The sequence below is a fragment of the Herbidospora solisilvae genome (assembly GCF_009901565.1).
GTDB classification, from domain to species: domain Bacteria; phylum Actinomycetota; class Actinomycetes; order Streptosporangiales; family Streptosporangiaceae; genus Herbidospora; species Herbidospora solisilvae.
Genome location: NZ_WXEW01000001.1, coordinates 351,682 through 372,170 on the forward strand (window position 1 = coordinate 351,682; position 20,489 = coordinate 372,170).

Annotated in this window: 19 protein-coding genes; 11 read left to right on the forward strand and 8 right to left on the reverse strand. The window is 72.3% G+C overall.

The annotated features are described in order from the left end of the window. Positions 1-15 precede the first annotated feature (15 nt). The gene (locus GT755_RS01640) at positions 16-1,332 is read right to left on the reverse strand and encodes a PEP/pyruvate-binding domain-containing protein (protein WP_328794115.1); all 1,317 of its coding nucleotides are present in this window, start codon (positions 1,330-1,332) and stop codon (positions 16-18) included. Between the two features lie 5 nt (positions 1,333-1,337). Next, positions 1,338-1,883 carry a transcriptional regulator gene (locus tag GT755_RS38365; RefSeq protein ID WP_328794116.1) on the reverse strand — a complete coding sequence of 182 codons (546 nt, stop codon included), beginning with the start codon at positions 1,881-1,883 and terminating at the stop codon, positions 1,338-1,340. 120 nt (positions 1,884-2,003) lie between these two features. Here GT755_RS38365 and GT755_RS01645 point away from each other — a divergent pair, with 120 nt between their 5' ends. The 6 genes from GT755_RS01645 to GT755_RS01670 all read left to right on the forward strand — a co-directional run bounded on the left by GT755_RS01645 (position 2,004) and on the right by GT755_RS01670 (position 7,781). Next, positions 2,004-3,149 carry a zinc-dependent alcohol dehydrogenase gene (locus GT755_RS01645; RefSeq protein WP_161477899.1) on the forward strand — a complete coding sequence of 382 codons (1,146 nt, stop codon included), beginning with the start codon at positions 2,004-2,006 and terminating at the stop codon, positions 3,147-3,149. 57 nt (positions 3,150-3,206) lie between these two features. Then, positions 3,207-3,779: an HD domain-containing protein gene (locus GT755_RS01650; RefSeq protein WP_161477900.1), complete on the forward strand. Its 573-nt coding sequence runs from the start codon at positions 3,207-3,209 to the stop codon at positions 3,777-3,779. A gap of 197 nt (positions 3,780-3,976) precedes the next feature. Continuing rightward, a complete protein-coding gene (locus GT755_RS01655; RefSeq protein WP_161477901.1) occupies positions 3,977-4,420 on the forward strand; it encodes a hypothetical protein in 444 nt (147 codons plus the stop codon). Between the two features lie 182 nt (positions 4,421-4,602). Continuing rightward, positions 4,603-5,334 carry an ABC transporter ATP-binding protein gene (locus GT755_RS01660; RefSeq protein ID WP_161477902.1) on the forward strand — a complete coding sequence of 244 codons (732 nt, stop codon included), beginning with the start codon at positions 4,603-4,605 and terminating at the stop codon, positions 5,332-5,334. Continuing rightward, a complete protein-coding gene (locus GT755_RS01665) occupies positions 5,331-6,152 on the forward strand; it encodes an ABC transporter permease (RefSeq protein ID WP_161477903.1) in 822 nt (273 codons plus the stop codon). The genes GT755_RS01660 and GT755_RS01665 overlap by 4 nt, the downstream gene beginning before the upstream one ends. A gap of 24 nt (positions 6,153-6,176) precedes the next feature. Continuing rightward, the gene (locus tag GT755_RS01670; protein WP_161477904.1) at positions 6,177-7,781 is read left to right on the forward strand and encodes a serine/threonine-protein kinase; all 1,605 of its coding nucleotides are present in this window, start codon (positions 6,177-6,179) and stop codon (positions 7,779-7,781) included. On the opposite strand, the gene GT755_RS01675 is transcribed toward GT755_RS01670, so the two are convergent. After that, entirely contained in the window at positions 7,775-8,185 is a 411-nt protein-coding gene (locus GT755_RS01675; RefSeq protein WP_161477905.1) for a hypothetical protein, read from the reverse strand. The two genes, GT755_RS01670 and GT755_RS01675, sit on opposite strands and share 7 nt — an antisense overlap. Positions 8,186-8,260: 75 nt before the next feature. Between GT755_RS01675 and GT755_RS01680 the strand changes: the two genes are divergently transcribed. The 4 genes from GT755_RS01680 (at position 8,261) to GT755_RS01695 (ending at position 13,704) form a co-directional block, all read left to right on the forward strand. After that, positions 8,261-11,338: a BTAD domain-containing putative transcriptional regulator gene (locus tag GT755_RS01680; protein WP_161477906.1), complete on the forward strand. Its 3,078-nt coding sequence runs from the start codon at positions 8,261-8,263 to the stop codon at positions 11,336-11,338. Between the two features lie 165 nt (positions 11,339-11,503). Further along, positions 11,504-11,671, forward strand: a complete 168-nt coding sequence (locus GT755_RS01685) for a hypothetical protein (protein ID WP_161477907.1) — start codon at positions 11,504-11,506, stop codon at positions 11,669-11,671. A gap of 418 nt (positions 11,672-12,089) precedes the next feature. Then, positions 12,090-13,013, forward strand: a complete 924-nt coding sequence (locus tag GT755_RS01690; RefSeq protein WP_161477908.1) for a hypothetical protein — start codon at positions 12,090-12,092, stop codon at positions 13,011-13,013. Continuing rightward, positions 12,994-13,704, forward strand: coding sequence for an SAF domain-containing protein (locus GT755_RS01695; RefSeq protein WP_161477909.1), 711 nt, complete (start codon positions 12,994-12,996; stop codon positions 13,702-13,704). Before GT755_RS01690 ends, GT755_RS01695 begins: the two co-directional genes overlap by 20 nt. Here the strand turns inward: GT755_RS01695 and GT755_RS01700 are convergent, their stop codons facing one another. Genes GT755_RS01700 through GT755_RS01715 form a run of 4 tightly spaced genes read right to left on the reverse strand, consistent with a single transcriptional unit; the run spans position 13,705 to position 19,894 of the window. After that, the gene (locus tag GT755_RS01700; RefSeq protein ID WP_161477910.1) at positions 13,705-15,117 is read right to left on the reverse strand and encodes a WS/DGAT/MGAT family O-acyltransferase; all 1,413 of its coding nucleotides are present in this window, start codon (positions 15,115-15,117) and stop codon (positions 13,705-13,707) included. A gap of 50 nt (positions 15,118-15,167) precedes the next feature. Beyond that, the gene (locus GT755_RS01705; RefSeq protein WP_202609524.1) at positions 15,168-15,695 is read right to left on the reverse strand and encodes a DUF7158 domain-containing protein; all 528 of its coding nucleotides are present in this window, start codon (positions 15,693-15,695) and stop codon (positions 15,168-15,170) included. Then, positions 15,692-19,444, reverse strand: a complete 3,753-nt coding sequence (locus GT755_RS01710; RefSeq protein WP_161477911.1) for a glycoside hydrolase family 38 N-terminal domain-containing protein — start codon at positions 19,442-19,444, stop codon at positions 15,692-15,694. The genes GT755_RS01705 and GT755_RS01710 overlap by 4 nt, the downstream gene beginning before the upstream one ends. Before the next feature lie 42 nt (positions 19,445-19,486). After that, positions 19,487-19,894, reverse strand: coding sequence for a PH domain-containing protein (locus GT755_RS01715; protein ID WP_161477912.1), 408 nt, complete (start codon positions 19,892-19,894; stop codon positions 19,487-19,489). Between the two features lie 126 nt (positions 19,895-20,020). On the opposite strand from GT755_RS01715, the gene GT755_RS40370 reads away from it, so the two are divergent. After that, positions 20,021-20,152: a hypothetical protein gene (locus GT755_RS40370; protein ID WP_268903063.1), complete on the forward strand. Its 132-nt coding sequence runs from the start codon at positions 20,021-20,023 to the stop codon at positions 20,150-20,152. Between the two features lie 10 nt (positions 20,153-20,162). Here the strand turns inward: GT755_RS40370 and GT755_RS01720 are convergent, their stop codons facing one another. Further along, complete coding sequence (locus GT755_RS01720) at positions 20,163-20,489, reverse strand: hypothetical protein (RefSeq protein WP_161477913.1); 327 nt, start codon at positions 20,487-20,489, stop codon at positions 20,163-20,165.

The following is a 20,489-nucleotide window of genomic DNA, read 5'->3' on the forward strand; positions in this document are numbered from 1 at the left end:
ACGAAAATGACCATTTCACTGTCTGAGGACGACGTGGGCCGCCCGGAGGCGTTCGGCCTCGGGCCGGTCGGGGACGCCGCCCGAGACGTCGTCGGCCCAGCCGAGCAGGCGGTGCACGTGGGCGTCGGCGAGTTCCGCGGTCACGGCGGGCTCGCCCAGTGCCACCTCTCCGCTGGTCCCGTCGAGCGTGACCAGCGCGCCCTCGGGGATCGTGCGCCCGCCGGCCCGCACCGACCCCGGCGACACCACCAGCCCGGCCGCGCCGACCACGGCCGGTCTGCCCATCGCGCGGGCGACGACGGCCGCGTGGCTGGCCGGGCCGCCGCGGGCCGTGACGATCCCGGCGGCGGCCGCGATGCCGCGCAGGTCGAGGGGGGAGGTCTCCGGGCGCACCAGCACGACGGGCCCGGCGGCGGCCATCCGGACCGCCGCCTCGGCGCTGGTGGCCACCCGTCCGGTCGCCACCCCCGGGCAGGCGCCCAGCCCCCGGGCGACGACGTCGGCGGGGCCGGTGACGCGGGCCACCCGCCGGAGGTCCTCCGGGGCGACCCGCAGCAGCGCCTCGGCCCGCCCGATGACGCCCTCGTCGGCCAGGTCGGCGGCCACCACGACGGCGGCGGCGCCGGTGAACCGGCCGGGACGCACCTGGAGGAACCACAGGTCGCCGCTCTCGTAGGTGAACTCCAGGTAGCAGGCGTCGCGGTAGTGCGCCTCGACCCGCGCCATCGCGTGCGTCAGCCCGGCCCACACGGCGGGTTCGCGCCCGGCCAGCTCGCCGAGCGGCACGGTCGCCTCCCGGCCGGAGACCACCGCGTCGCCCCGCCGCCCGAACAGGACGTCGCCGAAGGGGGCGGGCGCGCCCGTCGTCGGGTCGCGGGTGAAGGCGACGCCCGTTCCGCTGCGGGGGTCGCGGTCGCCGTACACCATGGCCTGGATGGTCACGGCGGTGCCGAGGTCGTGGGGGACGCCGTTCAGCTCCCGGTACGTCCGGGCCCGGGGGGTGTGCCACGAGGCGAAGACCTCGGTGACCGCGTCGAGCAGGGGCCCGATCGGGTCGGCGGGCAGGCCGAGGACGGTCGTCATCATGCCGGGCATCGAGACGCCCGCGCCCGACCGCACCGCCACCTCGCCGTCGGGCAGCCCCGCGAGGGCGGCCGACACCTCGGCGGCCAGTCCGCCCGGCAGCCGGCCGTCGCGCAGATAGGCGCGGCAGGCGTGGGCGCCGATCACGAACCCGGCCGGCACGGCCAGCCCGAGCCGCATCAGGACGCCCAGCCCGTGGGCCTTCCCGCCGATCACCTCCACCGGCTCCCCGGACGGCAGGGGACGCACCCACCTCACCGCGGGATGCCGAGGGTGAGCAGCAGATCCTCGTGGAGCTGGAACCAGATGACGTGGTAGGACGCCATGTCGTCGGTCACGTAACGGGTCTCCCCCACCCGGACCCGCGCCAGCGCCTCCGCCAGCCGCACGCGGTAGCGCCCGAACCGGGGCAGCGCCCCGGCCAGGTCGGCGAGGACCGGCTCGGCCCGCCGGTCGAGATCGCCGAGCAGCGCGAGCACCCGCGCGTCGGGGCGCAGCTGCCACGCCTCGCACAGGTCGAGCAGCTCGGCGTTGAGCGGCAGGAACCGGTCGAGGGCCCCGGCCACGGCCGCCTCGGTCCCGGCGGCGGCCAGCTCGTCGGCGATCCAGGCCGCGTGGGCGGCCCGGCCCGCCGGGGTGATGCCCCATCCGCCGAAGGGGCCGGGCTCGAACGTCACCAGCCCGGCCACGGCCAGGTCGATCAGCTCCGACTCGACGTCGGGCTCGGCCCGCCCGGCGACCTCGGCCAGCCGCGCGAGCGTGGTGGAACCTGCGCAGCGGAGGGTGTGGAGGGTCAGCACAGAGGAAGCATACGCCGACCATCCGGATGTTATGAACATTCGGATCGGCCGTTAGGCGATCGAGGTCACGGGCACGGCAATAGGAGGGCCACGACCTTCCGTCGCCGAAGGAGGCAACCCATGAAGGCAGTCGTCTGGCACGACACCGGGAAGATCTCACTCGATCAGGTCCCCGACCCGAAGATCCAGGATCCCGAGGACGCGGTCGTCCGCATCACCACCAGCGCCATCTGCGGCACCGACCTGCACATGGTCCGGGGCACCATGCCGGGCATGCGCCCGGGCACGATCCTCGGCCACGAGGCGGTCGGCGTCGTCGAGGAGGCCGGTCCGAAGGTCCGCAACTTCAACGCCGGCGACCGTGTCCTGGTCTGTTCCACGATCAGCTGCGGACGCTGCGTCTACTGCCGGGCGGGTTACCACGCCCAGTGCGACGTCGCCAATCCCAACGGGCCGGCGGCCGGGACCGCGTTCTTCGGCGGCCCCGAGGCGACCGGCCCCTTCGACGGGCTGCAGGCGGAGTACGCCCGCATCCCCTACGCCCACACCGGCCTGGTCGCCATCCCGCCCGGGGTCAGCGACGAGCAGGCCATCACGGTCAGCGACATCTTCCCGACCGCCTGGTTCGGCGCGCGCCTGGCCGAGGTCGGCCCCGGGGACGTGGTGGTGGTCCTGGGAGCAGGCCCGGTCGGGCAGCTCGCCGCCCTGTCGGCGCGGATGCAGGGCGCGGGGCGCGTCATCATCGTGGACGGCAACGCCGACCGCCTGGAGACCGCCCGGCTCCAGAACGCCGAGACCGTCGACTTCAACGCCGAGGACCCGGTCGAGGCCGTCAAGGACCTGACCGGCGGCGTGGGCGCCGACCGGGTGATCGACGCGGTCGGGGTGGACGCCGAACCGCCCGCCCGCGACCGCGAACGTCCCGGCCACGATCTGTGGGAGCCCGGCGAGGCGCCCGACCAGGCGCTGCGCTGGGCCGTCGAGATGGCCGACAAGGCCGGCACCATCGGCATCGTGGGCGTCTACCCGCCGGGCTTCGGCAGTTTCCCGCTCGGGACGGCCATGAACCGCAACCTGACGGTCAAGATGGGCAACTGCCACCACCGGCGTTACGCGCCCGGCCTGCTCAGCAGGATCGCGGCCGGGTCCGCCGACCCGACGACGATCCTCACCCAGCAGGAGACGATGCCCGGCGTGCTGGAGGCCTACCAGGCCTTCGACCGGCGCGAGCCCGGCTGGACCAAGGTCGCCATCGAACTGGGCTGACCGGCTTACCCGAGGGCCTTCGGCGCACTCGTCCCGATTCGCGGCTATGGTCGGCACGTGATTCCCACGGATCGGGAGATCCGCGCGCTGCACCGCGCGCACGCCCCCTCGCCGGAGGCCTTCGAGGTCGTCTTCACCCACTGCGAGATCGTGTGGGCGATCGCCGAGCAGCTCCTCGCCCGCTGCCCGGAGGACCTCGACGCCGACCTGGTCCGAGCCGGCTGCCTGCTCCACGACATCGGCGTCTACCGGCTGCGCGGCGCCCCCTACGTGCGCCACGGGGTGCTGGGCCACGAGATCCTCGCCGAGGCCGGGTGGCCCGAGCCGATCCGCCGGTTCGCCTCCTGCCACACGGGCGTGGGCCTGCGCCGCGCCGACATCGTGGCGCAGAACCTGCCGATCCCGCTCGGCGACTACGTGGCCGAGACGGGCGAGGAGGCGCTCGTCATGTACGCCGACAAGTTCCACAGCAAGAGCGACCCGCCCACGTTCTACACCCCCGCCGCCTTCGCCGCCCGGATCGCGCGGTTCGGCGCCGACAAGGTCGACCTCTTCGACGCGCTGCGGCTGCGGTTCGGCGATCCCGACCTCGCGCCGTTCATCGATCGTTACGGGCACCGCCTGGTGTGAGCCCGGGTTCCACGACCACGCGATCTTGCCGCGCACCCCGCCGCCTTGAGCGCCGCCAGGCCCGCGTTGATCGCCTCGACGCCGCTGGCGACCGTCCGGCCGACGTGCGCACGGTCCATTGCGCCCGGGAAGGTCGCCGGAAGTGGTGCTGCCGGGCGAGGGCGCGGGATGGCTCCATGGATTCCATGAGGAGATCCATGAAGATCGTGAACGCCGGGCTCGTCCTGCTGTCCGGCCTGCTTCTCGCCGCGGTGCCCGCGGCCCCCGCCAATGCCCGCGCCGCGAAGTGCACCCTGTCCATCCTCGACCTCCCGGACGGATTCCACCGGATCGACGTCCGCTGCACACCGGTGCCGGGTGAGCAGCTCGACGTCATCCGGCTCATGGGCTCCGACGGCTGGAGCGGCGACGACCGGCTGTACACCTACTACACCCACCGGACGGTTTTCAGCCGGACCATTCACGGCAACTACCTGGACGAGGACCAGCCGGCGGCCCAGGACGACATCTACGCCAAGGTGTGGTTCAGGCGGCCCAACGGCTCGCTCTACACGGTGAACACCAACCAGTGGCACGGCTACTACGGCGGCTGGGGCCTGTGCTGCACCTACCCGGGCGAGTGGACCGAACCCGGCTACTGACGAACGGATCCGGCCGTCGCGACGACGCTGTCCGCCGACGGCGGGGGCGCGGTGGTCGTTCACCTGCTGGAGCGGGCAGGCTCACCGTTCCCGGTCCAGCGTCTCGCCAGTATCGCCCCTCGTGGTCGGGCGACGGCGAAAATGCGTTGCGGGGGCCGTCCCCCGCGACGGATCGTGGCTCGGTGGCCATCCTTGAAGCCCAATCCCTGACCAAACGCTTCGGGCCGGTTCAGGCCGTCGACGGGGTCAGTCTCACCGTCGGCCAGGGCGAGATCACCGCTCTGCTCGGGCCCAACGGGGCCGGCAAGTCGACCACCCTGCACATGCTGCTCGGGCTCGTCACCCCCGACTCCGGCGGGGTCACGATGTTCGGGCTCGACCTGCAGAAGCACCGGACCGAGGTGCTGAGCCGGGTGAACTTCTCGGCCAGCTATCTCGGGTTGCCGGGGGTGCTGCACGTCCGGGAGGTGCTGAACTCCTTCGCCCGGCTCTACGGGCTCCGCGACCCCCGTGCCCGGGTGGCCGAGGTCGCCGAGCTGCTGGAGATCGGGCCGCTGCTGAAGCGGCGGACCGCCGACCTGTCGTCGGGGCAGCACACCCGCGTCCAGCTCGGGAAGGCGCTGCTCAACGATCCCGAGCTGCTCATCCTCGACGAGCCCACGGCGGCGCTCGACCCCGACGCCGGGGAGCGGATCCGGCACCTGCTCGTCTCGGTCGCCCGGGAGACCGGGACGGCGCTGCTCATCACCTCGCACAACATGCGGGAGGTGGAGCGGATGTGCGACACCATCCACTTCCTGTCGGCGGGGCGGATCGTGGCCAGCGGGTCGGCCGCCGAGCTCGCCGCCCACTTCGGGGTGGTCGACCTCGAAGAGGTGTTCCTCAAGGTCGCGCGTGAGGGGGTGCCGGCGTGACGGCGATCGCGTTCGAGCCGCACAGCACACAGGCCCGGTGGCGGCGGGTCGCCGGCGTGGTCTACCGCGACCTGGCCGCGATGCGGCGCAGCCCGATCCGGGTGTTCGAGATCCTTTTCTGGCCGGTCATCGAGCTGGTGGTGTGGGGGTACGTCACCCTGTTCCTCCAGGCCAACAAGGTGCCGTTCATCGTGTCGATGCTGCTCGGCGCGGTGCTGCTGTGGCAGGTGCTGCACCGGGCCTCCAACGAGGTGTCGATCGGGTTCCTGGAGGACGTCTGGAGCCGCAACCTCATCAACCTGCACGTCACCCCGGTGAAGCCCGGCGAGTACGTCACGGGGCTGATCCTCTTCTCGCTCATCAAGATCGCGGGCGGGCTGGCGGTGATGGTGACGCTGGCGTACGTGCTCTACGGGTTCGGGCTGTTCAGCGTCGGGATCGGGCTGATCCCGTTCATGGCGGTGCTGCTCGTGCTCGGGTGGGCGCTGGCGCTGGTGGCGATCTCGGCGGTGCTGCGGTTCGGGGAGGGCGCGCAGGTCATCGCGTGGAGCCTGGTGTTCGTGTTCCAGCCGGTCGCCGGCGTCTTCTACCCCGTCTCGGTGCTGCCCGAGCCGTTGCAGTGGCTGGCGACCGCCGTTCCGGCCAGCCACGTGTTCGAGGGGATGCGGGCGGTGCTGGGCGGCGCCCCGGTGCCGTGGGACACGCTCGCGCTGGCCGCCGGGCTGGACGTCCTCTACGTCGGGGTGGCCCTGTGGCTCTACACCGCGACGTTGCGGCATGCCCGGTCCAAGGGCCGGTTGTCCCGCTTCGGAGAGTGAGCTTGTACGGTAATGTCCCGGATCATGAGTGAGGCGAGCGCCCCGCTCGTCCAGGGGTACGAGGTGCTCGGCATCCTCGGCCAGGGCGGGTTCGGCATCGTGTACCGGGCCCGGCAGCTCGCCGTCGGCCGCGAGGTCGCACTGAAGATCGACAACCGGGTCCTGGTCAACGACCGTGACCGGCGGCGCTTCATGCGCGAGGTCACCTCGGCCGGGGCCCTGTCGGGCCACCCCAACGTCGCCGACGTCTACGACGCCGGGGTGCTCGGCGACGGGCGTCCGTTCATGGTGCTGGAGTTGTGCCCCGGCGGCAGCCTGGCCGACCGGCTCAAGGACCGGGGTCCCTTCTCGCCCCGCGAGGTGCGCGACATCGGGATCAAGATCTCCGACGCCGTGGCCGCCGCGCACGCCAACGGGGTGCTCCACCGCGACATCAAGCCGGCCAACATCCTGATGAACGGATACGGCCAGGTGGCGCTGTCGGACTTCGGGCTGGCCACCATGCCGTCCAAGGGCGAGGGCGCCGAGTTGTCGGTCACCCGCGAGTCGCTGACCCCGGCCTACGCGCCGCCGGAGGCGTTCGAGCTGGTCGAGCCGACCGCGCAGGGCGACGTCTACTCGCTCGCCGCGACGTTCTACGCGCTGCTGAACGGGCGGCCGCCCCGGTTCCCCGCCAACGGCGTGGCGAACATCGCGGTCATCATGGCGCTGCACCGGCAGCCGGTCCCCGACGTGCCGGGGGTGCCGCAGGGGTTGCTGAACGTGCTCCGGCACGCCCTCGTCACCGACCCGACGCAGCGCACCCAGACCGCCGCCGAACTGCGCGACGCCCTGGCGGCGCTCGACGCCGACGGCAACGCGACCGCCGCGCGCCCGGTCGCGCCGGTGCCCCCTCCCCCGCCCTACCAGCCGCCGCCGCTGCGGCCGCCGTTCCAGGACGTCCGGGTCGGCGGGCCCGCCACCCTGAACCCGAAACACGGGCCGGTGCAGCACTACGCCTCCACCCGGCCGCCCGCCTACCGCCCGCCGTCGCCCCCTCCGGTACGGCGGACCTCGCCGGTCGGATTCATCATCGCGGCGGTGTTCTTCGCGTTGCTCCTGGGCGGCGGCATCGCCTACTGGGTCATCGAAGGTCGGACCGCCGACCCGCCGGCGACCTACGAGCCGACCGGCGCCGAGGGCGGCGCGCCGAAGGAGCCCGGCATCCCGGCCAACGTGGCGACGTTCACGGAGAACTGCGCGGCGGCCAAGGTGGCGGCGGGGGCCGCCTGCGTGCGGGAACCCGAGTGCTGGGAGAGCATTCTCAGCCTGGCGGGGGCGGTCAGCGCCCCCCGCGTGGGGTGCGAGGCGCACCACGCGTGGGAGACCTACGCCATCGCGCCGATGCCGTCGGACGCCGTCACCTGGAACGGCGACACGCTGGAGAAGCACCCCACGGTCGCCAAGCTCTGCTCGATGGCGACGCTGCTGGCGTCCCGGCAGGGAAAGGCGCGGAAGGTGACGGCCGACCAGTGGTCACCCAGCGTGCTGCCGCCGACCAAGGAGGCGTTCGCGGCGGGTGACCACTCCTACCGGTGTGTGGGCTCGGTCATCGGGAAGTCCGGCGACGGGACCTACTTCGCCTACTGAGGCCAGCCGGCGATGATCTCCGGCGTGATCTTGTCGGTGTGGCAGCGGGAGGTCTTCTTGTTCGCGTACAGGCAGACCTTCACGTCGACGCGCCTGATCCGCCCGTCTGAGCTCAACCGGAACGACGTCGCGGAGCACGTCGTCTTCGCCCGGCTCCAGCCGGTGCCGCCGCCCGTGTAGTGGAAACGCGCCCGGATGTAGGCGCAGTGCGACGACGACCGGTCGCGCAGTTTGCCGTACACGACGAAGGTCTCGGCCGTGAACGGGGTGATCCGGACGTCGGCCTCGGCGCGGCCGTCGGTGGACTTCACCGGGCCCCAGTGGATGCCGGCGGCGGCCTCGGCGGGGCTCCCGGCCGCGAGCGCGAGGGCGGTCAGACCGGCGGCGATCAGTGTCTTCTTCATGGATCCGACGGTAGAGATCGCGACTTGGAGCACCCTTGCGAGCGGCTTGGTCACGGGATTGGGCGATACTGCCCTGTGCACGTTGATCTGCTCGGGCCGTTCGAGGTCCGGAACGAGGCCGGTTCCCCGGTGGAGGTGCCCGGGGCCCGGTTGCGGGCCCTGCTGGCCGCGCTCGCCCTGGAGCCCGGCCGGATCGTGACCCGTTCGCGGCTGGTCGACTGGATCTGGGGCGAGCGGCCGCCGGCCGACGAGGTGAACGCCGTGCAGGCGCTGGTCTCGCGGCTGCGCCGGGTGCTGCCCGACGGGGTGATCGAGGCCGACTCCGGGGGCTACCGGCTGGCCGTGGCCCCCGACGCGGTCGACGTGGCCCGGTTCGAGCGCCTGGTCGTCCAGGCCCGGTCCGCCGAGCCCGCGGCGCGGGCCGAGCTGCTGCGGTCGGCCCTGGCGCTCTGGCGTGGCCCCGCCCTGGCCGACGTCGCGCCGCACGGCAGCGCGACCCTCGACGCCGCCGCCGCCCGGCTCGACGAGCTCCACCTCGCGGCGCTCGGCGACCGGATCGACGCCGACCTGCGCCTCGGCCACGGATCGGAGCTGGTCACCGAGCTGACCGGCCTGGTCGCCGCCCATCCGCTGCGCGAGGGGTTCGTCGGGGCGCTGATGCGGGCGCTCGCCGAGGCGGGACGCGGCGCCGAGGCGCTCACCCTCTACCAGCGCACCCGCGAGCGGCTCGCCGACGAACTGGGCGTCGACCCGTCGGCCGAGCTGACCGCCCTGCACACCGCCGTCCTGCGGGGCGAGGCGGGCGGCGAGCGGCGCACGACCAACCTGCGCGCCGAGCTGACGACCTTCGTCGGCAAGGACGACGAGATCGCCGCGGTCGCCGCCCTGGCAACCGGCCACCGGCTGGTCACCCTGACCGGCATGGGCGGCGCCGGCAAGACCCGGCTCGCCACCGAGACCGCCCGGCGCCTGCTGCCCGGCCTGCCCGACGGGGTGTGGCTGGTCGAGCTGGCCCCGCTCCGGCCGGGCGGCGACCTGGCCCAGGCCGCGCTCACCGCGATCGGCCTGCGCGACCAGGCCCTGCTCGGCGGGGTGCGCGCCGGGGAGCCCGCCGACCGGCTCGTCACCGCGCTGCGGGACCGCGAGATCCTGCTGGTGCTGGACAACTGCGAGCACGTCGTCGAGGCCGCCGCCGCGTTCGCCGACCGGCTGCTGGGCGAGTGCCGGCGGTTGCGGATCCTGGCCACCAGCCGCGAGCCGCTCGGCATCACCGGCGAGGTGGTGTGGCAGGTCGAGCCGCTCGCGCCCGAACCGGCGCTGCGGCTGCTGCGCGACCGCGCCGCGCTGGTACGCCAGGACGTCGGCGCCGACGAGCCCACCCTGGCCGCCATGGCGCGGATCTGCCGGGCGGTCGACGGCATGCCGCTGGCGATCGAGCTGGCCGCGGCCCGGTTGCGCACCATGTCGGTCGACCAGCTCGCCCGCCGCCTCGACGACCGGTTCCGGCTGCTGACGGGCGGCAGCCGGACCGCGCTGCCCCACCACCGGACGCTGCGCGCGGTCGTCGACTGGAGCTGGGACCTGCTGTCCGACGACGAGCGCCGCGTGCTGCGGCGGCTCTCGGTGTTCGCGGGCGGGGCGAGCCTGGAGGCGGCCGTGGAGGTCTGCGGCGCGGAGGACCTGCTGACCGCGCTGGTGGAGAAGTCGCTGGTGCTCGCCGACGGCGCGGGCGCGCCCCGCTACCGCCTGCTCGGCGTCATCGCGGAGTACGCCGCCGACCGGCTCGCCGAGGCCGGGGAGACCGAGGCGGCCCGCCGGGCGCACCTCGCCTATTTCACCGAGCTGGCCGAGACGGCCGACCCTCACCTGCGGCGGGCCGAACAGCTCGACTGGCTGGCCGCGCTGGAGGCCGAGCACGACAACATCGCCGCCGCCCTGCGCGGGGCCATCGCCGACGGCCGGCCCGAGGAGGCGATGCGCCTGGCCGCGGCGGCGGGCTGGTACTGGTACCTCAGCGGGCACCGGGCCGAGGGCACCGAGCTGAGCCTCGCGGCGGCGTCCCTGCCGGGCGAGGTGTCCGACGAGGTGCGGGCGCTGGCGTACACGATCGTCACGGTGTTCGTCACCTCGGGGCTCGGCGGCGACCACTTCCAGGCGGAGAAGTGGATCCTGGAGGCCCACCGGCTGGCCCGGCGCGGCGGCTACCGGCACCCCATGCTCGGGTTCATCGAGCCGCTGGAGCGCATGCTGCGGGAGCCGTCGGGGTTCCTGTCCGCGTTCGACCCGCTGATCCTCGACGACGACCCGTGGGTGCGCGCGCAGGCGCGGCTCAGCCGGGCCCGGCTGCGGCTGACGCTCGGCGGCGACGAGACCGGCGTCGACACCGACGGCGAGCTCGCCCTGGCCGGGTTCCGCGAGGTCGGCGACCGGTGGGGCGTCTCGTCGGCGCTGGCGTTCGTGGCCGACCGGCTCGCCATGCGGGGCATGTTCGAGCGGGCGTGCGCCCACTACGAGGAGGCGGTGACCGCGCTGACCGAGGTCGGCGCGATCGAGGACGTCGTGGGCCTGCGGGCCCGGCAGGCCCAGCTCTACTGGCTGCTCGGCGACGAGGCGCGCAGCGCCGCCGCGATGGCCGAGGCGCAGCGGTGCGCGGGCGGCATCGCCTGGCCCACCGTGCTGGCCGAGCTGGCCGTCGCCAAGGGCCAGCTGGCCCGCTGGCGCGGCGATTCGGAGGAGGCGCTGCGGCAGCTCGCCTCGGCCGGGGCGCTGCTGGGCGACGACGACCCGAGCGGCTGGGTCCGCGCGCTGGCCATGGACGCGCAGGGCGGCCTCGCCGACGACCTCGCCGAGTCCCGCCGTTACCGGGCGGAGGCCTTCCGTGTGGCCGTGACCGGCGGATACCCGCCGCTGATCGCCACCGTGCTGATCGGGATCGCCGACCTGGCGCACCGCCAGGGCGAGCACGCGCAGGCCGCCCGGCTGCTCGGCGCGGCCGAGGCCGTGCGCGGCACCGCGGACCACTCGCTGCCGGACGTCGCCAGGATCGCCGCCGCGACACGCGACCACCTCGGCGACGAGAAGTTCACCGAGGCGGTGGGCGAGGGAGGACGGCGCGACTGGCGGGAACTGGCAGAGGTCACCCTCGCTTCGTGAACGCGGCCCGCGCCCCACACATAGCCGACCACCGCGATGGCGAGGCACCATCAAGAAGATCGGGAAGACCAGCAGGAGCAGGGCGTTGATGACCGCCACTGGGTTCCGCACGAATGCCTCATCGCGCACCGCCGACGAGGAGGTCGTCGACCGAGGAACTGTCTGGTGACGCCGATCGCGGCGCGGACCGCCCCGGGTCTGGGTGGTCATGTCGTGCCCGGCGACGAGTACGGTGCCGGAGCCGAGGAGCAGCAGCGTGGTCAGGACGTTGACCGTGATGGTCTTGCCGTCGAGCACGACCTTTCATGGTCCTACATTCGCGGGCCGTGCTGACACGAGACCGTCGCCGTGCTGATAGCGGCGATCCTGGATCACCAGGCACTGCTGGCGCCCCCTAGCCGTATTGACGTCGTCCTCCCCAGGATCCACCGTGACACCAAGGGCTTGGCGAACACCCGGGCTGGGGGCGGACCCATGAGCCCAGGCAGTCTCATTCCACCGGGCGATCCGCACCGTGCCCGCGGCCCCGTCTTCTATGTGTGGTGCGATACGTGCGCTGCGGGCTCCGAAAGGGACCGCGACCTCGATACGTGCCCCTGGAACTCCAGACACCGCGCGCGACAAGTGCGGGTCCTTCTCAGATGCGATGTGTGCGATCGCACCTTCGAACGCCTCTTCCAGAAACTTCCCCGGTGCCCGAAAGCCGTCTCCGATTATGACCACCCGCTGACGGTTGTGGAATACTTCCCCTATGATTGAAGGGCTCTTCGACAGGGCGGCTTCAATCTTCGAGCGGCGATTTCTCAAGAATGCCTTCCTCCCCGTCCTTCTGCTCGGTCCTGCCGTGGCGGCGCCCATCTTGATGCAGGGAGACAGGCTTTCAGCTTTGGTTTCCTGGTGGAACGCCCAATCTCTCACCGTGCAGTTCATCGCGCTGGCGGGGTATTTCACCATCTCCTGGTTCGGCGCGGCGATCGTTTCCAGCCAATGGCGCAACATCATCCGGCTCTACGAGGGCTATCCGCTGACGCGCCTGCCCACGTTCTTCTTCGCCCGGCAGGCGGAGGAACGTCATCGCGCCGCGCGCCGCCGGATCATCGATTCCAGCGTCAACGCCGACCTCGCCGTTTATCGCGTCTATCCCGACGAGCAACATGTGTTGCCCACACGCCTGGGCAACGTCCTGCGCGCCGCGGAGCTCTACCCGATGCGGCGATACGGAGCCGACCTGATCATCGTGTGGTCGCGCCTCTATTACGTTCTCCCCCGAGACATGATCGATGATGTGGAGGACGCCCGTGCCACGCTGGAGTTCTCGCTCGTCCTGTCGCTGTGGTTCGCCGCATTCGGGTTCGGTGGCCCACTGGTCGCGTACACCACCGGGTCGTCGATGTCCGTTGGTTTTCTCTGCTTCTTCGGCGGGATACTGCTCGCCTATTTGCTATATCTTTCGGCCATCTCGGCGGCCACCGAATACGGTGAGCATCTCAGAAGCGCCTTCGAGCTCCACCGGTTCGACCTGCTCGCCCGTTACCGGCTGCCGTTCCCGAACAATCTGCAGGAGGAGAGGGCCCAGTGGCGTCACCTCATGAGTTTCATTGTGAGTGGCGCCGAGCCGAACTGGCGCTACATCTCCAACGACGCCGTCGCCTTCGATGACCGGCAACCACTTTGACCAGCCGATCGGCGAGAGCGAACCGATCCCGGAGGGCGCCATCGGCCACCGGGTGGCCCCCGGCGCATTCGCGAGACTCGCCCCAGAGGCCGCGCGTGAAGACCGCCCGGCCCGCCCTCGGGCGTTCGGCAGCAGAGCGGGCACCATCTCCGGCTACGTCCTGGTCGCGCTTGCCACCGGCATGGTGATGATGTTCCTTTGGCGAGACGCCGATGCCGGCCAGATGCCGGTGCTGGTGCTCAAGGAGGACCTTCCCGCCCACCGCATGCTCACCGAAGACGACGTGACCCTTTCGACTGCGACGTCCGCGGGAAAGGACGGCTACGTCTCCCTGCCAGTGACGGGGCGGCTCACCCTCAGAGCCGTCAAGAAGGACCAGCCCCTCACCAAGGCCGATCTCTCACCGGACGTGACCAAGGTCCTGGGGACTGCCCCCGTTGTCGTCGGCGTCTCGGTTCCGCATCCCGGTGGTCTCAACGGCGCGCTCCAGTCCGGCGACCGGGTCCGGTTACTGCTGTCCGGCGCGACCGGCGTGCGTGCCGAGGTCGACGCCTTCGTCTTGTCGGTCGCCTCCGGCGGCGCGGGCAGACAGGCCTCACTCGTGGTCGCGCTCCGGCGAAAGGACGCGGAAAGGCACGCCGCCGCTCTCCTCGAAGGAAACATCCTCGTCGTGAAGCGGGTCCGCGCGTAGCTAGAGCTCGGCCAGGGCGTCTTTCAGGTAGTCGATGAAGTCCCAGACGTCCGGGACCATCTCGCGGTCGACGACGATCCCCACGTCGAGGAACCCGTCGTAGGAGAACACCGTGATGTTCATGCCGCCGCTCACGTCGGTGATCACCGACAGCGGGTAGTGGGCGACGATCCTCGACCCGAGGATGTAGAGCGGCAACTGGGGTCCCGGCACGTTCGACACCATCAGGTTCATCGCCGAGACCGTCCCCGAGGCCAGCCGGAACGCCGCCCGGTCGGCCAGGCCGCTCAGCGCCGCGGGCATCGCCTGGCTGAAGTCGAGCAGCCAGCGGGCCGGGGCGACCGAGAAGCGCTCCTTGACGGTGGCCATGTTCGCGCTGATCATCCGCAGCCGGGTCTCGGCGTCGGAGACGTTGGTCGGCAGCGTCGTGGTGGCCAGCAGCACCTGGTTGCCCAGCTCGGGCCGCACGTTCGAGGAGAACGGGATGCCCACGACCAGCGGCTCGACCGGCAGTTCGTCACGCTGGGAGAGCCAGCGGCGCAGCGCCGTGGCGGCCACCGCCATGACGACGTCGTTGACGGTGACGCCGTACTCGTTCTTCACCTTCTTGACCTCGTCGAGGGGCAGCCGGCCGAAGGCGAACCGGCGGTGAGGCGAGATCGGGCCGGAGAACGGGGTCGCGGGCACGGTCACCCTCGGCAGGTCGGGCAGCACCGAGCCGGTGTCGCCCGGCCAGCCCGCGCCCCGGATGAAGCGCGACAACATGCCGGTGCCGGGGATCTGCGACACCACCGGGATCTCGTCGAGCCTCGGGATCGCGCCGGCCACGAACCGGAGCAGCGCCTGCGGGCTGTCGAGGAACCGTTCGACGCCCTTGCTCAGCATGATCGCCGGCTCGGGCGCCTTGACCGGGAGCTCCTCCGACGGCGGCACCTCCCGGGGTTCGGGGGTGAGGTCCATGAGGGTGGCCAGCACCTCTGCGCCGGCGATGCCGTCGATGGCGGCGTGGTGGACCTTGGTGTAGACCGCCGAGCGGCCGCCCTCCAGGCCGTGGATCAGGTACATCTCCCACAGCGGCCGGCTGCGGTCGAGCCGGCGGGCGTGCAGCCGGGCCACCTGCTCGGCGAGCTGGTGGTCGTCGCCGGGGGCCGGGAGGGCCAGTTCGCGTACGTGGTAGTCGAAGTCGACGTCCTTCGACTCATCCCAGTAGGGGTGGTCGAGCCCGAAGGGGACACGGACCAGCCGGCGCTTGAGCGGGGGCGCCAGGTGGAGCCGGGAGCGGAGCAGGCCGATGATCCCGGCGCGGGTCACCGACGCGTCCTCCAAAACCGCCAGGCTGGCGATGTGCGCCACGTTCGTGGCCGTTTCGAAGTTCAAGAACTGTGCGTCGAGCGCGCTGAGTTGCCGTCCCATGCTGGGATCATTGCCCATCCGGCGGCCCGGCGAGTCATGAAATGCACGACTCAGTGACGGTGTGTCGCATCCGGCTGACGCGGGTCGCCGGGATGCTCGAACCCGGGCATCAGCGTGACCTTCTCGCGGTGCCGCGCCTCCAGCCACCGGGCGAAGAGGATCTCTCGTCTGGTGTGGACGAGACGCGCCTCGATCCGGGGCGACTCGTCCTCGAACCGGCCGGGGTGGCGGTCGCGGTTGCGGTCGTAGTAGCCGCGCACCTCCTCCGGCGGCACGTCGGCGCGCACGCGGTCGAACAGCGCCCGGCCCGCCGGGGTGGCCAGGACGGCGGCGACGACGCCCCCGGTCCGCAGCGCGACCGGCAGTTCCACCGGCACCGCCTCCCCGCCGGCGTCGCACTCCTGGGCGACCACCCGTTCCATGGTCATGAGCTGCACCAGCCAGCGGCGCAGGTTGCGGCCCTCGGGCGAGGCGGGGTGCGGCAGGCGGGCGGCCAGCGGGCCGTCGTACAGGGCTGCCAGGCGCGCGTCGACCTCGGCGACCGAGACGACCTCGCCGCCCACGGTCGCGGCGATCACGGGAGCACCTCGACGGTCACCGGCTCGGTGTAGTGGACCCGTCCGGCGGAGGCGAGCTTGACCAGGGCCCACCACGTTCCGGGCAGGTGGCCGCCGACGACCGGGAACCGCAGTTCACGGCTTCCCGGGCCCACGCCGGTGTTCCAGACGGGGAGCAGGTCGTAGGTGTGCCACGGGCTGACGAGCTGGGCCTGGACCGGCGCGTCGCAGGTCAGCCGGATCACGATCTCCGCCCGCTCGCCCGCGCGCACGGCGACGTGCGGGGTGACGGTCGCCGCTTCGAGGGCCGCCGGGCCGAGGCGGTCTTCGAAGGTCTGGCCGTCGAACTCCAGGCGGGCCGTCGTCCAGCCCTCGTTGGGCCAGGCCCGGAACGCGCCCGGCTCCAGGGTGAACGCGCGCGTCTCGATGCCGTCGAGCGTGACCACCCCCTCGACCACCCCTTCCACCAGGGACGACGCCACGGTGACCGTCTCCTCGGTGAGGTGGACGGCGACCGGCAGGTTACCGACCGGGGCGGGTCCGGTGTTGTGCAGCCAGTAGCGGGTGAAGACCGGCTGGAACGGCTCGGCGCCGGGGGCCGCCCCGCCGCCCTCGGCGTCGCGGGTCAACGTCACCACGTCCATGCCGGTCACCGGCCCGCCGGGCAGCTCGCGGGTCTCCAGGAGGTCGGTGCGCCGCCATCCGGGCAGGTCGAGGTGTCCGGTACGCCCATGCGGCTCGTACAGCCGCATCGTCATGCCGGTGACCGGGCCCGGCAGCCGGCCCGTCGCGATCGGGTTGCCCGCGGGCTTCAGCGCGGTCAGCACCAGGCCGTCGGGCACCTCCAGCAGCGACCCGGCGGCGGGTTCGCCCCGCACGCCCTGGTCGCGCGCGATCAGCGGGTGGTTCACGTCGTGGCCCTCGTGGACCAGCCCGGTCTCGCGCCAGTCGCCGGGGCCGGCCACCAGGGCGTACTCGAAGCGGTGGGTCCAGTGCTGGAGCTGGAAGTTGCTGCCGTCGGGGACGGTCCGGCGGGGCGGGTCGATCCAGATGCCGGACGGCCAGCCCGTGCACGACCGGAGCAGCGACAGGTTGAGCGCCCCGTTGGGCTCGACCGCGAAGCCGGGCACGCCCCGGTTGATCAGCCCGACCGTGTAGGGCTCGTAGCTCTCCCCCGCGACCTCGACGACCGCGTCGGCCAGGTCGTCGATCAGCGCGTCGACGTCGCCGGCGCCGATCGACAACACCGGCAGCGCGTCGTGTGCCTTCAGGTCGGCGCTCGGCACCCAGACCTCGGTGAGCGGCCTGGCGGCCGGATGCCAGCCTTTCGGCCAGGCCGTCTCGCCGACGGCGATCCGGACGTCGGGCAGGTTGGAGTCGACCGCGAGGTCGCCGTACCGGGGGCCGTTGGCGCGCGAGACCGTGGCCGTGACGCCCTGCTTGACGAGGGCGACCGCGAGCGCGCGCAGGGCCGGCACCGGCACGTCGGGCCCGGCGACGATCTCGGCCACGCCGATGGGCCGTCCGCCGATCCGGCAGGTGGCGGAGAGGGCGAACCAGTTGTGGGCCGGGTTGTCGAGGGTCCACGGGTGCTCGGCGGTGTCCGCGTCGATGAGCGCGAACCCCCGTCCGACCACGGCGTTCCCGACCTCGCTGACCGGCAGCGCGTGGTCGATCGCGACCGGCCAGCGGAGCCGGACGAGCTGGTCGGCGCCGTCGAAGTCGAGGCGGGTGGCCAGGTCGACGCGCCGCAGGCCGTGCCAGAGGGTGATCTCCTGCACGTACCGGACCGGCCCGAACGCCCCGCGCACGACCAGCCGCTCCCCGGCGGCCGACCGCTCGGCCACGACCTCGGCGGCGCTCTCCGACGACCTCGTCCGGGTCCCTTTGGGCACCAGGTGCCAGGGGCCCTCGTGGAACTTCGGATGGGCCGGATATTCGTCGTGGACGACCAGCTCGTTGCCCACCTGGCCCGGCTGGAGCAGCTCACGGCCGCCGGTGACCCAGCTCGACACGCCGCCGCCCCGCGCCGGGTCGGCGGTGACGACGTGGGTCTCGTTGGCGATCGAGGTGCCCCCGGCGGGCAACCATCCGGCGTTGACGCCGGGGGTGAAGGAGAAGGTCCGGTAGCCGAGCGGCGGCACGTCCTCGGCCAGGAACACGACGTCGGCCTCGGTGACGAACCCGTCGGCGTCGACGACCGCGTTCTCGACCACCACGGGCTCGGCGATGCCCCGCCACCCGGGCGGGAGCGTCAGCCGCACCCGCACGACGTCGGTGCGCGGCCACGACGACGGGTTCCAGACCACCACCCCGCTCAGCTCCGCGCCGAGCACCCGCAACGCGCCGTCGAGGACCTGCGAGCCGATCGTGTACGCCTCCCGCCACCCCGTCAGCAGGTCGAGGTAGACCTGGTCGGACTCCGACCCGGTGATCGCGTCGTGGTGGGCCCCGTAGACGAGCTGCCGCCAGGCCTTGTCCATCAGCGCGAACGGGTAGCCGGCCCGGTCGCGGACGGCGGCGAGGGTGGCGAACTTCTCCGCGTCGGCGACCACGACCTCGGCCCGGCGCTGCACCTGCTTGGTGTCGACGAACGAGACGTCCTTGCCGGTGTAGACGGGGTTCATGTCACGGGTCTGCGGCAGGAAGTCGGCCCGCTCGGCCCGGACGGCGGCGAAGAACTGCTTCGGCAGCCCGCAGACGAACCGGGGCCAGACGTAGCGGGCGTTCCACTCCCGCTGGATGTCCATGATCCACTTGTTCGGCGGCGTGTAGTCGGTGCCGACCGGTAGCAGCACGTTGCGCGTCGCCGCGACCTGCTTGAGCGCCAGGAACCAGGTGTAGACCTGGGCCGCCGCCTCGTCGACGGTCGTCGAGGAGTCCATCCACCACCCGGCGCTGTAGTGGCCGGGCATGTAGTGGGTCAGCACCCCGTCGCCCGACGGGGCGACCCAGTCGAACTCGGCCGGGAACTGCATCCGGCGCGGGTCGCCGCCGCCCAGCATCGGCCCCCACTGGTGGAACGGCCCCCGGGCCCAGGAGCTCGACGTCAGCCCCGCCGCGGCGGCCAGCCCCGGGAACTGCGGATCGTGCCCGAACGCGTCGAGCTGCCAGGCGGTGTGCGGGTCGCCGCCCAGGACCTCCCGCTGGAACCCGGTGCCGTGGACGAGGTTGCGGATCGTCGACTCGGCGCTCGTGAGGTTGGTGTTGGGCTCGTTGTAGGTGCCGCCCATGATCTCGACGCGGCCTTCCCGGATGAGCCCGCGCAGGTAGGCGCGGTGCTCCGGGCGGGCGTCCCAGAAGGGCTTGAGGTAGTCGACCTCGGCCAGCACGAACGTGTAGCCGGGCTCCCTGCGCGCGGTCTCCAGGTGGAGCTCGACGAGCTCGAAGCCGGCGTGCTGGAAGGCCGACCGGCTGGCCTGGGCGGCGTCGCCGGCGGTGTCCCACGTCGTGGTGTAGGCGGCCTGGGTGTTCCACCAGACCGGGTCGTAGTGGAAGTGGGAGACCATCCAGACCGTCCAGCCGGGCTCGGCCACGACGAACTCCGCGGTCCTCTCGTCGCCGCCGGCCGTCACGGTGACGGCGGCGGTCTCGCCCGGCGCCCTTTCGGTCTCGACGGGCACTTCGACCACGCCCGTCCCCGTCGCGGACCCGGTCGCGTCGCCGGTGATCACCACCTCGGCGGGGGCTCCCTCTTCGAGGGTCACCCGCACGATCTGGCGCGGTCCCTCGGCGAACAGTTCCGTACCGGCGATCTCGGCGATCCGCATGCGCCAATGATCACACAAGGGGAGGATCCGGTCACGGGTCGCTCAGGGGCGCATGCGCATCAGCGTCTCGGCCACCGGCACGACGGGTTGGCCCAGGTCGTACTGGCTGAACAGGTGGACGTCGTCGCCGGTGTCGATCTCCAGGATGGTGGTCCGCAGGCCGTACCGGGCGCGCTCGTCGACCTTGATGCGCTCGATCTCGCCCCAGGCGATGCGACGGCGGCCGGCGAACCCCTCGACCACCGTGATGCCGCCCTGGTCGGCGCTCAGGCGGACGCGGGCGACGACGTCGCGGGCCGTGACGGCGGCCAGCACGACCGTGGCGACGCCCGCGAGGATCAGGGCGCGGAGGTCGTCGGCGAGCAGGCCGTAGAGGACCAGGAGCAAGCAGATCAGGGTCCCGGCGGCCTTCACGGCCACGACTTTGGCGGGGACCTGCCACACGTTCATCACCGCAGGTTACTGCGACGGCAGACTTTACCTGCCCTAGGTGCGAAGCGGGGTATACAGGGAAGAGCGTGATGAATGTGCGCGCCGCCCGGCGTGCGAGTCGATATTCCGCCCGCCGGAGGCACCATGAGCAGGCAGATCGCCAACGGGTACCAGCAGGTGACGCTCGCCGAGCTCGAAGCCCGCGTGAGGGGGCTGGAGACTCAGGTCGCCCATCTGACCGAGATGCTGGAGGTCCTGACCGAGGAGCGCGACTAGCGAGCCGTGATCAGCCGTCCGGAGCAGGCGCGGGAACCACGTGACGGAAGATCAGGCTCTCGGCTTCCACGGCGGCCTGCCTGATTCGCCGAGCCTCGTCCCCCCCATAGAGGCAACTCGCCGAATCGATCCAGGAGAACAACCCGACCAGCGCGTTCACCCCCGACTTGGGCAGGTGGCTCTCCGCCTCCCACGCGGCCCCGAAGGCTTTGATCGCGTCGGCCAGCCGGGCGAAGGCTGTCTCGTCCATCCCCCGGGCGAGGCGAAGCGCGCCGATGAACTCATCGGCGGCGTCCTGTAACTCCCGTCCGGCCTGAATCTTGTCCGCGTCACTCAT

Excerpts from the sequence above, each read along its gene's own strand:
- GT755_RS01645 (WP_161477899.1), top strand. The coding sequence starts at position 2,004 with ATGAAGGCAGTCGTCTGGCACGACACCGGGAAGATCTCACTCGATCAG.
- GT755_RS01655 (WP_161477901.1), top strand. The coding sequence starts at position 3,977 with ATGAAGATCGTGAACGCCGGGCTCGTCCTGCTGTCCGGCCTGCTTCTC.
- GT755_RS01670 (WP_161477904.1), top strand. The coding sequence starts at position 6,177 with ATGAGTGAGGCGAGCGCCCCGCTCGTCCAGGGGTACGAGGTGCTCGGC.
- GT755_RS01675 (WP_161477905.1), bottom strand. The coding sequence starts at position 8,185 with ATGAAGAAGACACTGATCGCCGCCGGTCTGACCGCCCTCGCGCTCGCG.
- GT755_RS01690 (WP_161477908.1), top strand. The coding sequence starts at position 12,090 with ATGATTGAAGGGCTCTTCGACAGGGCGGCTTCAATCTTCGAGCGGCGA.
- GT755_RS01695 (WP_161477909.1), top strand. The coding sequence starts at position 12,994 with ATGACCGGCAACCACTTTGACCAGCCGATCGGCGAGAGCGAACCGATC.
- GT755_RS01700 (WP_161477910.1), bottom strand. The coding sequence starts at position 15,117 with ATGGGACGGCAACTCAGCGCGCTCGACGCACAGTTCTTGAACTTCGAA.
- GT755_RS01710 (WP_161477911.1), bottom strand. The coding sequence starts at position 19,444 with ATGCGGATCGCCGAGATCGCCGGTACGGAACTGTTCGCCGAGGGACCG.
- GT755_RS01715 (WP_161477912.1), bottom strand. The coding sequence starts at position 19,894 with ATGAACGTGTGGCAGGTCCCCGCCAAAGTCGTGGCCGTGAAGGCCGCC.
- GT755_RS40370 (WP_268903063.1), top strand. The coding sequence starts at position 20,021 with ATGAGCAGGCAGATCGCCAACGGGTACCAGCAGGTGACGCTCGCCGAG.
- GT755_RS01720 (WP_161477913.1), bottom strand. The coding sequence starts at position 20,489 with ATGAGTGACGCGGACAAGATTCAGGCCGGACGGGAGTTACAGGACGCC.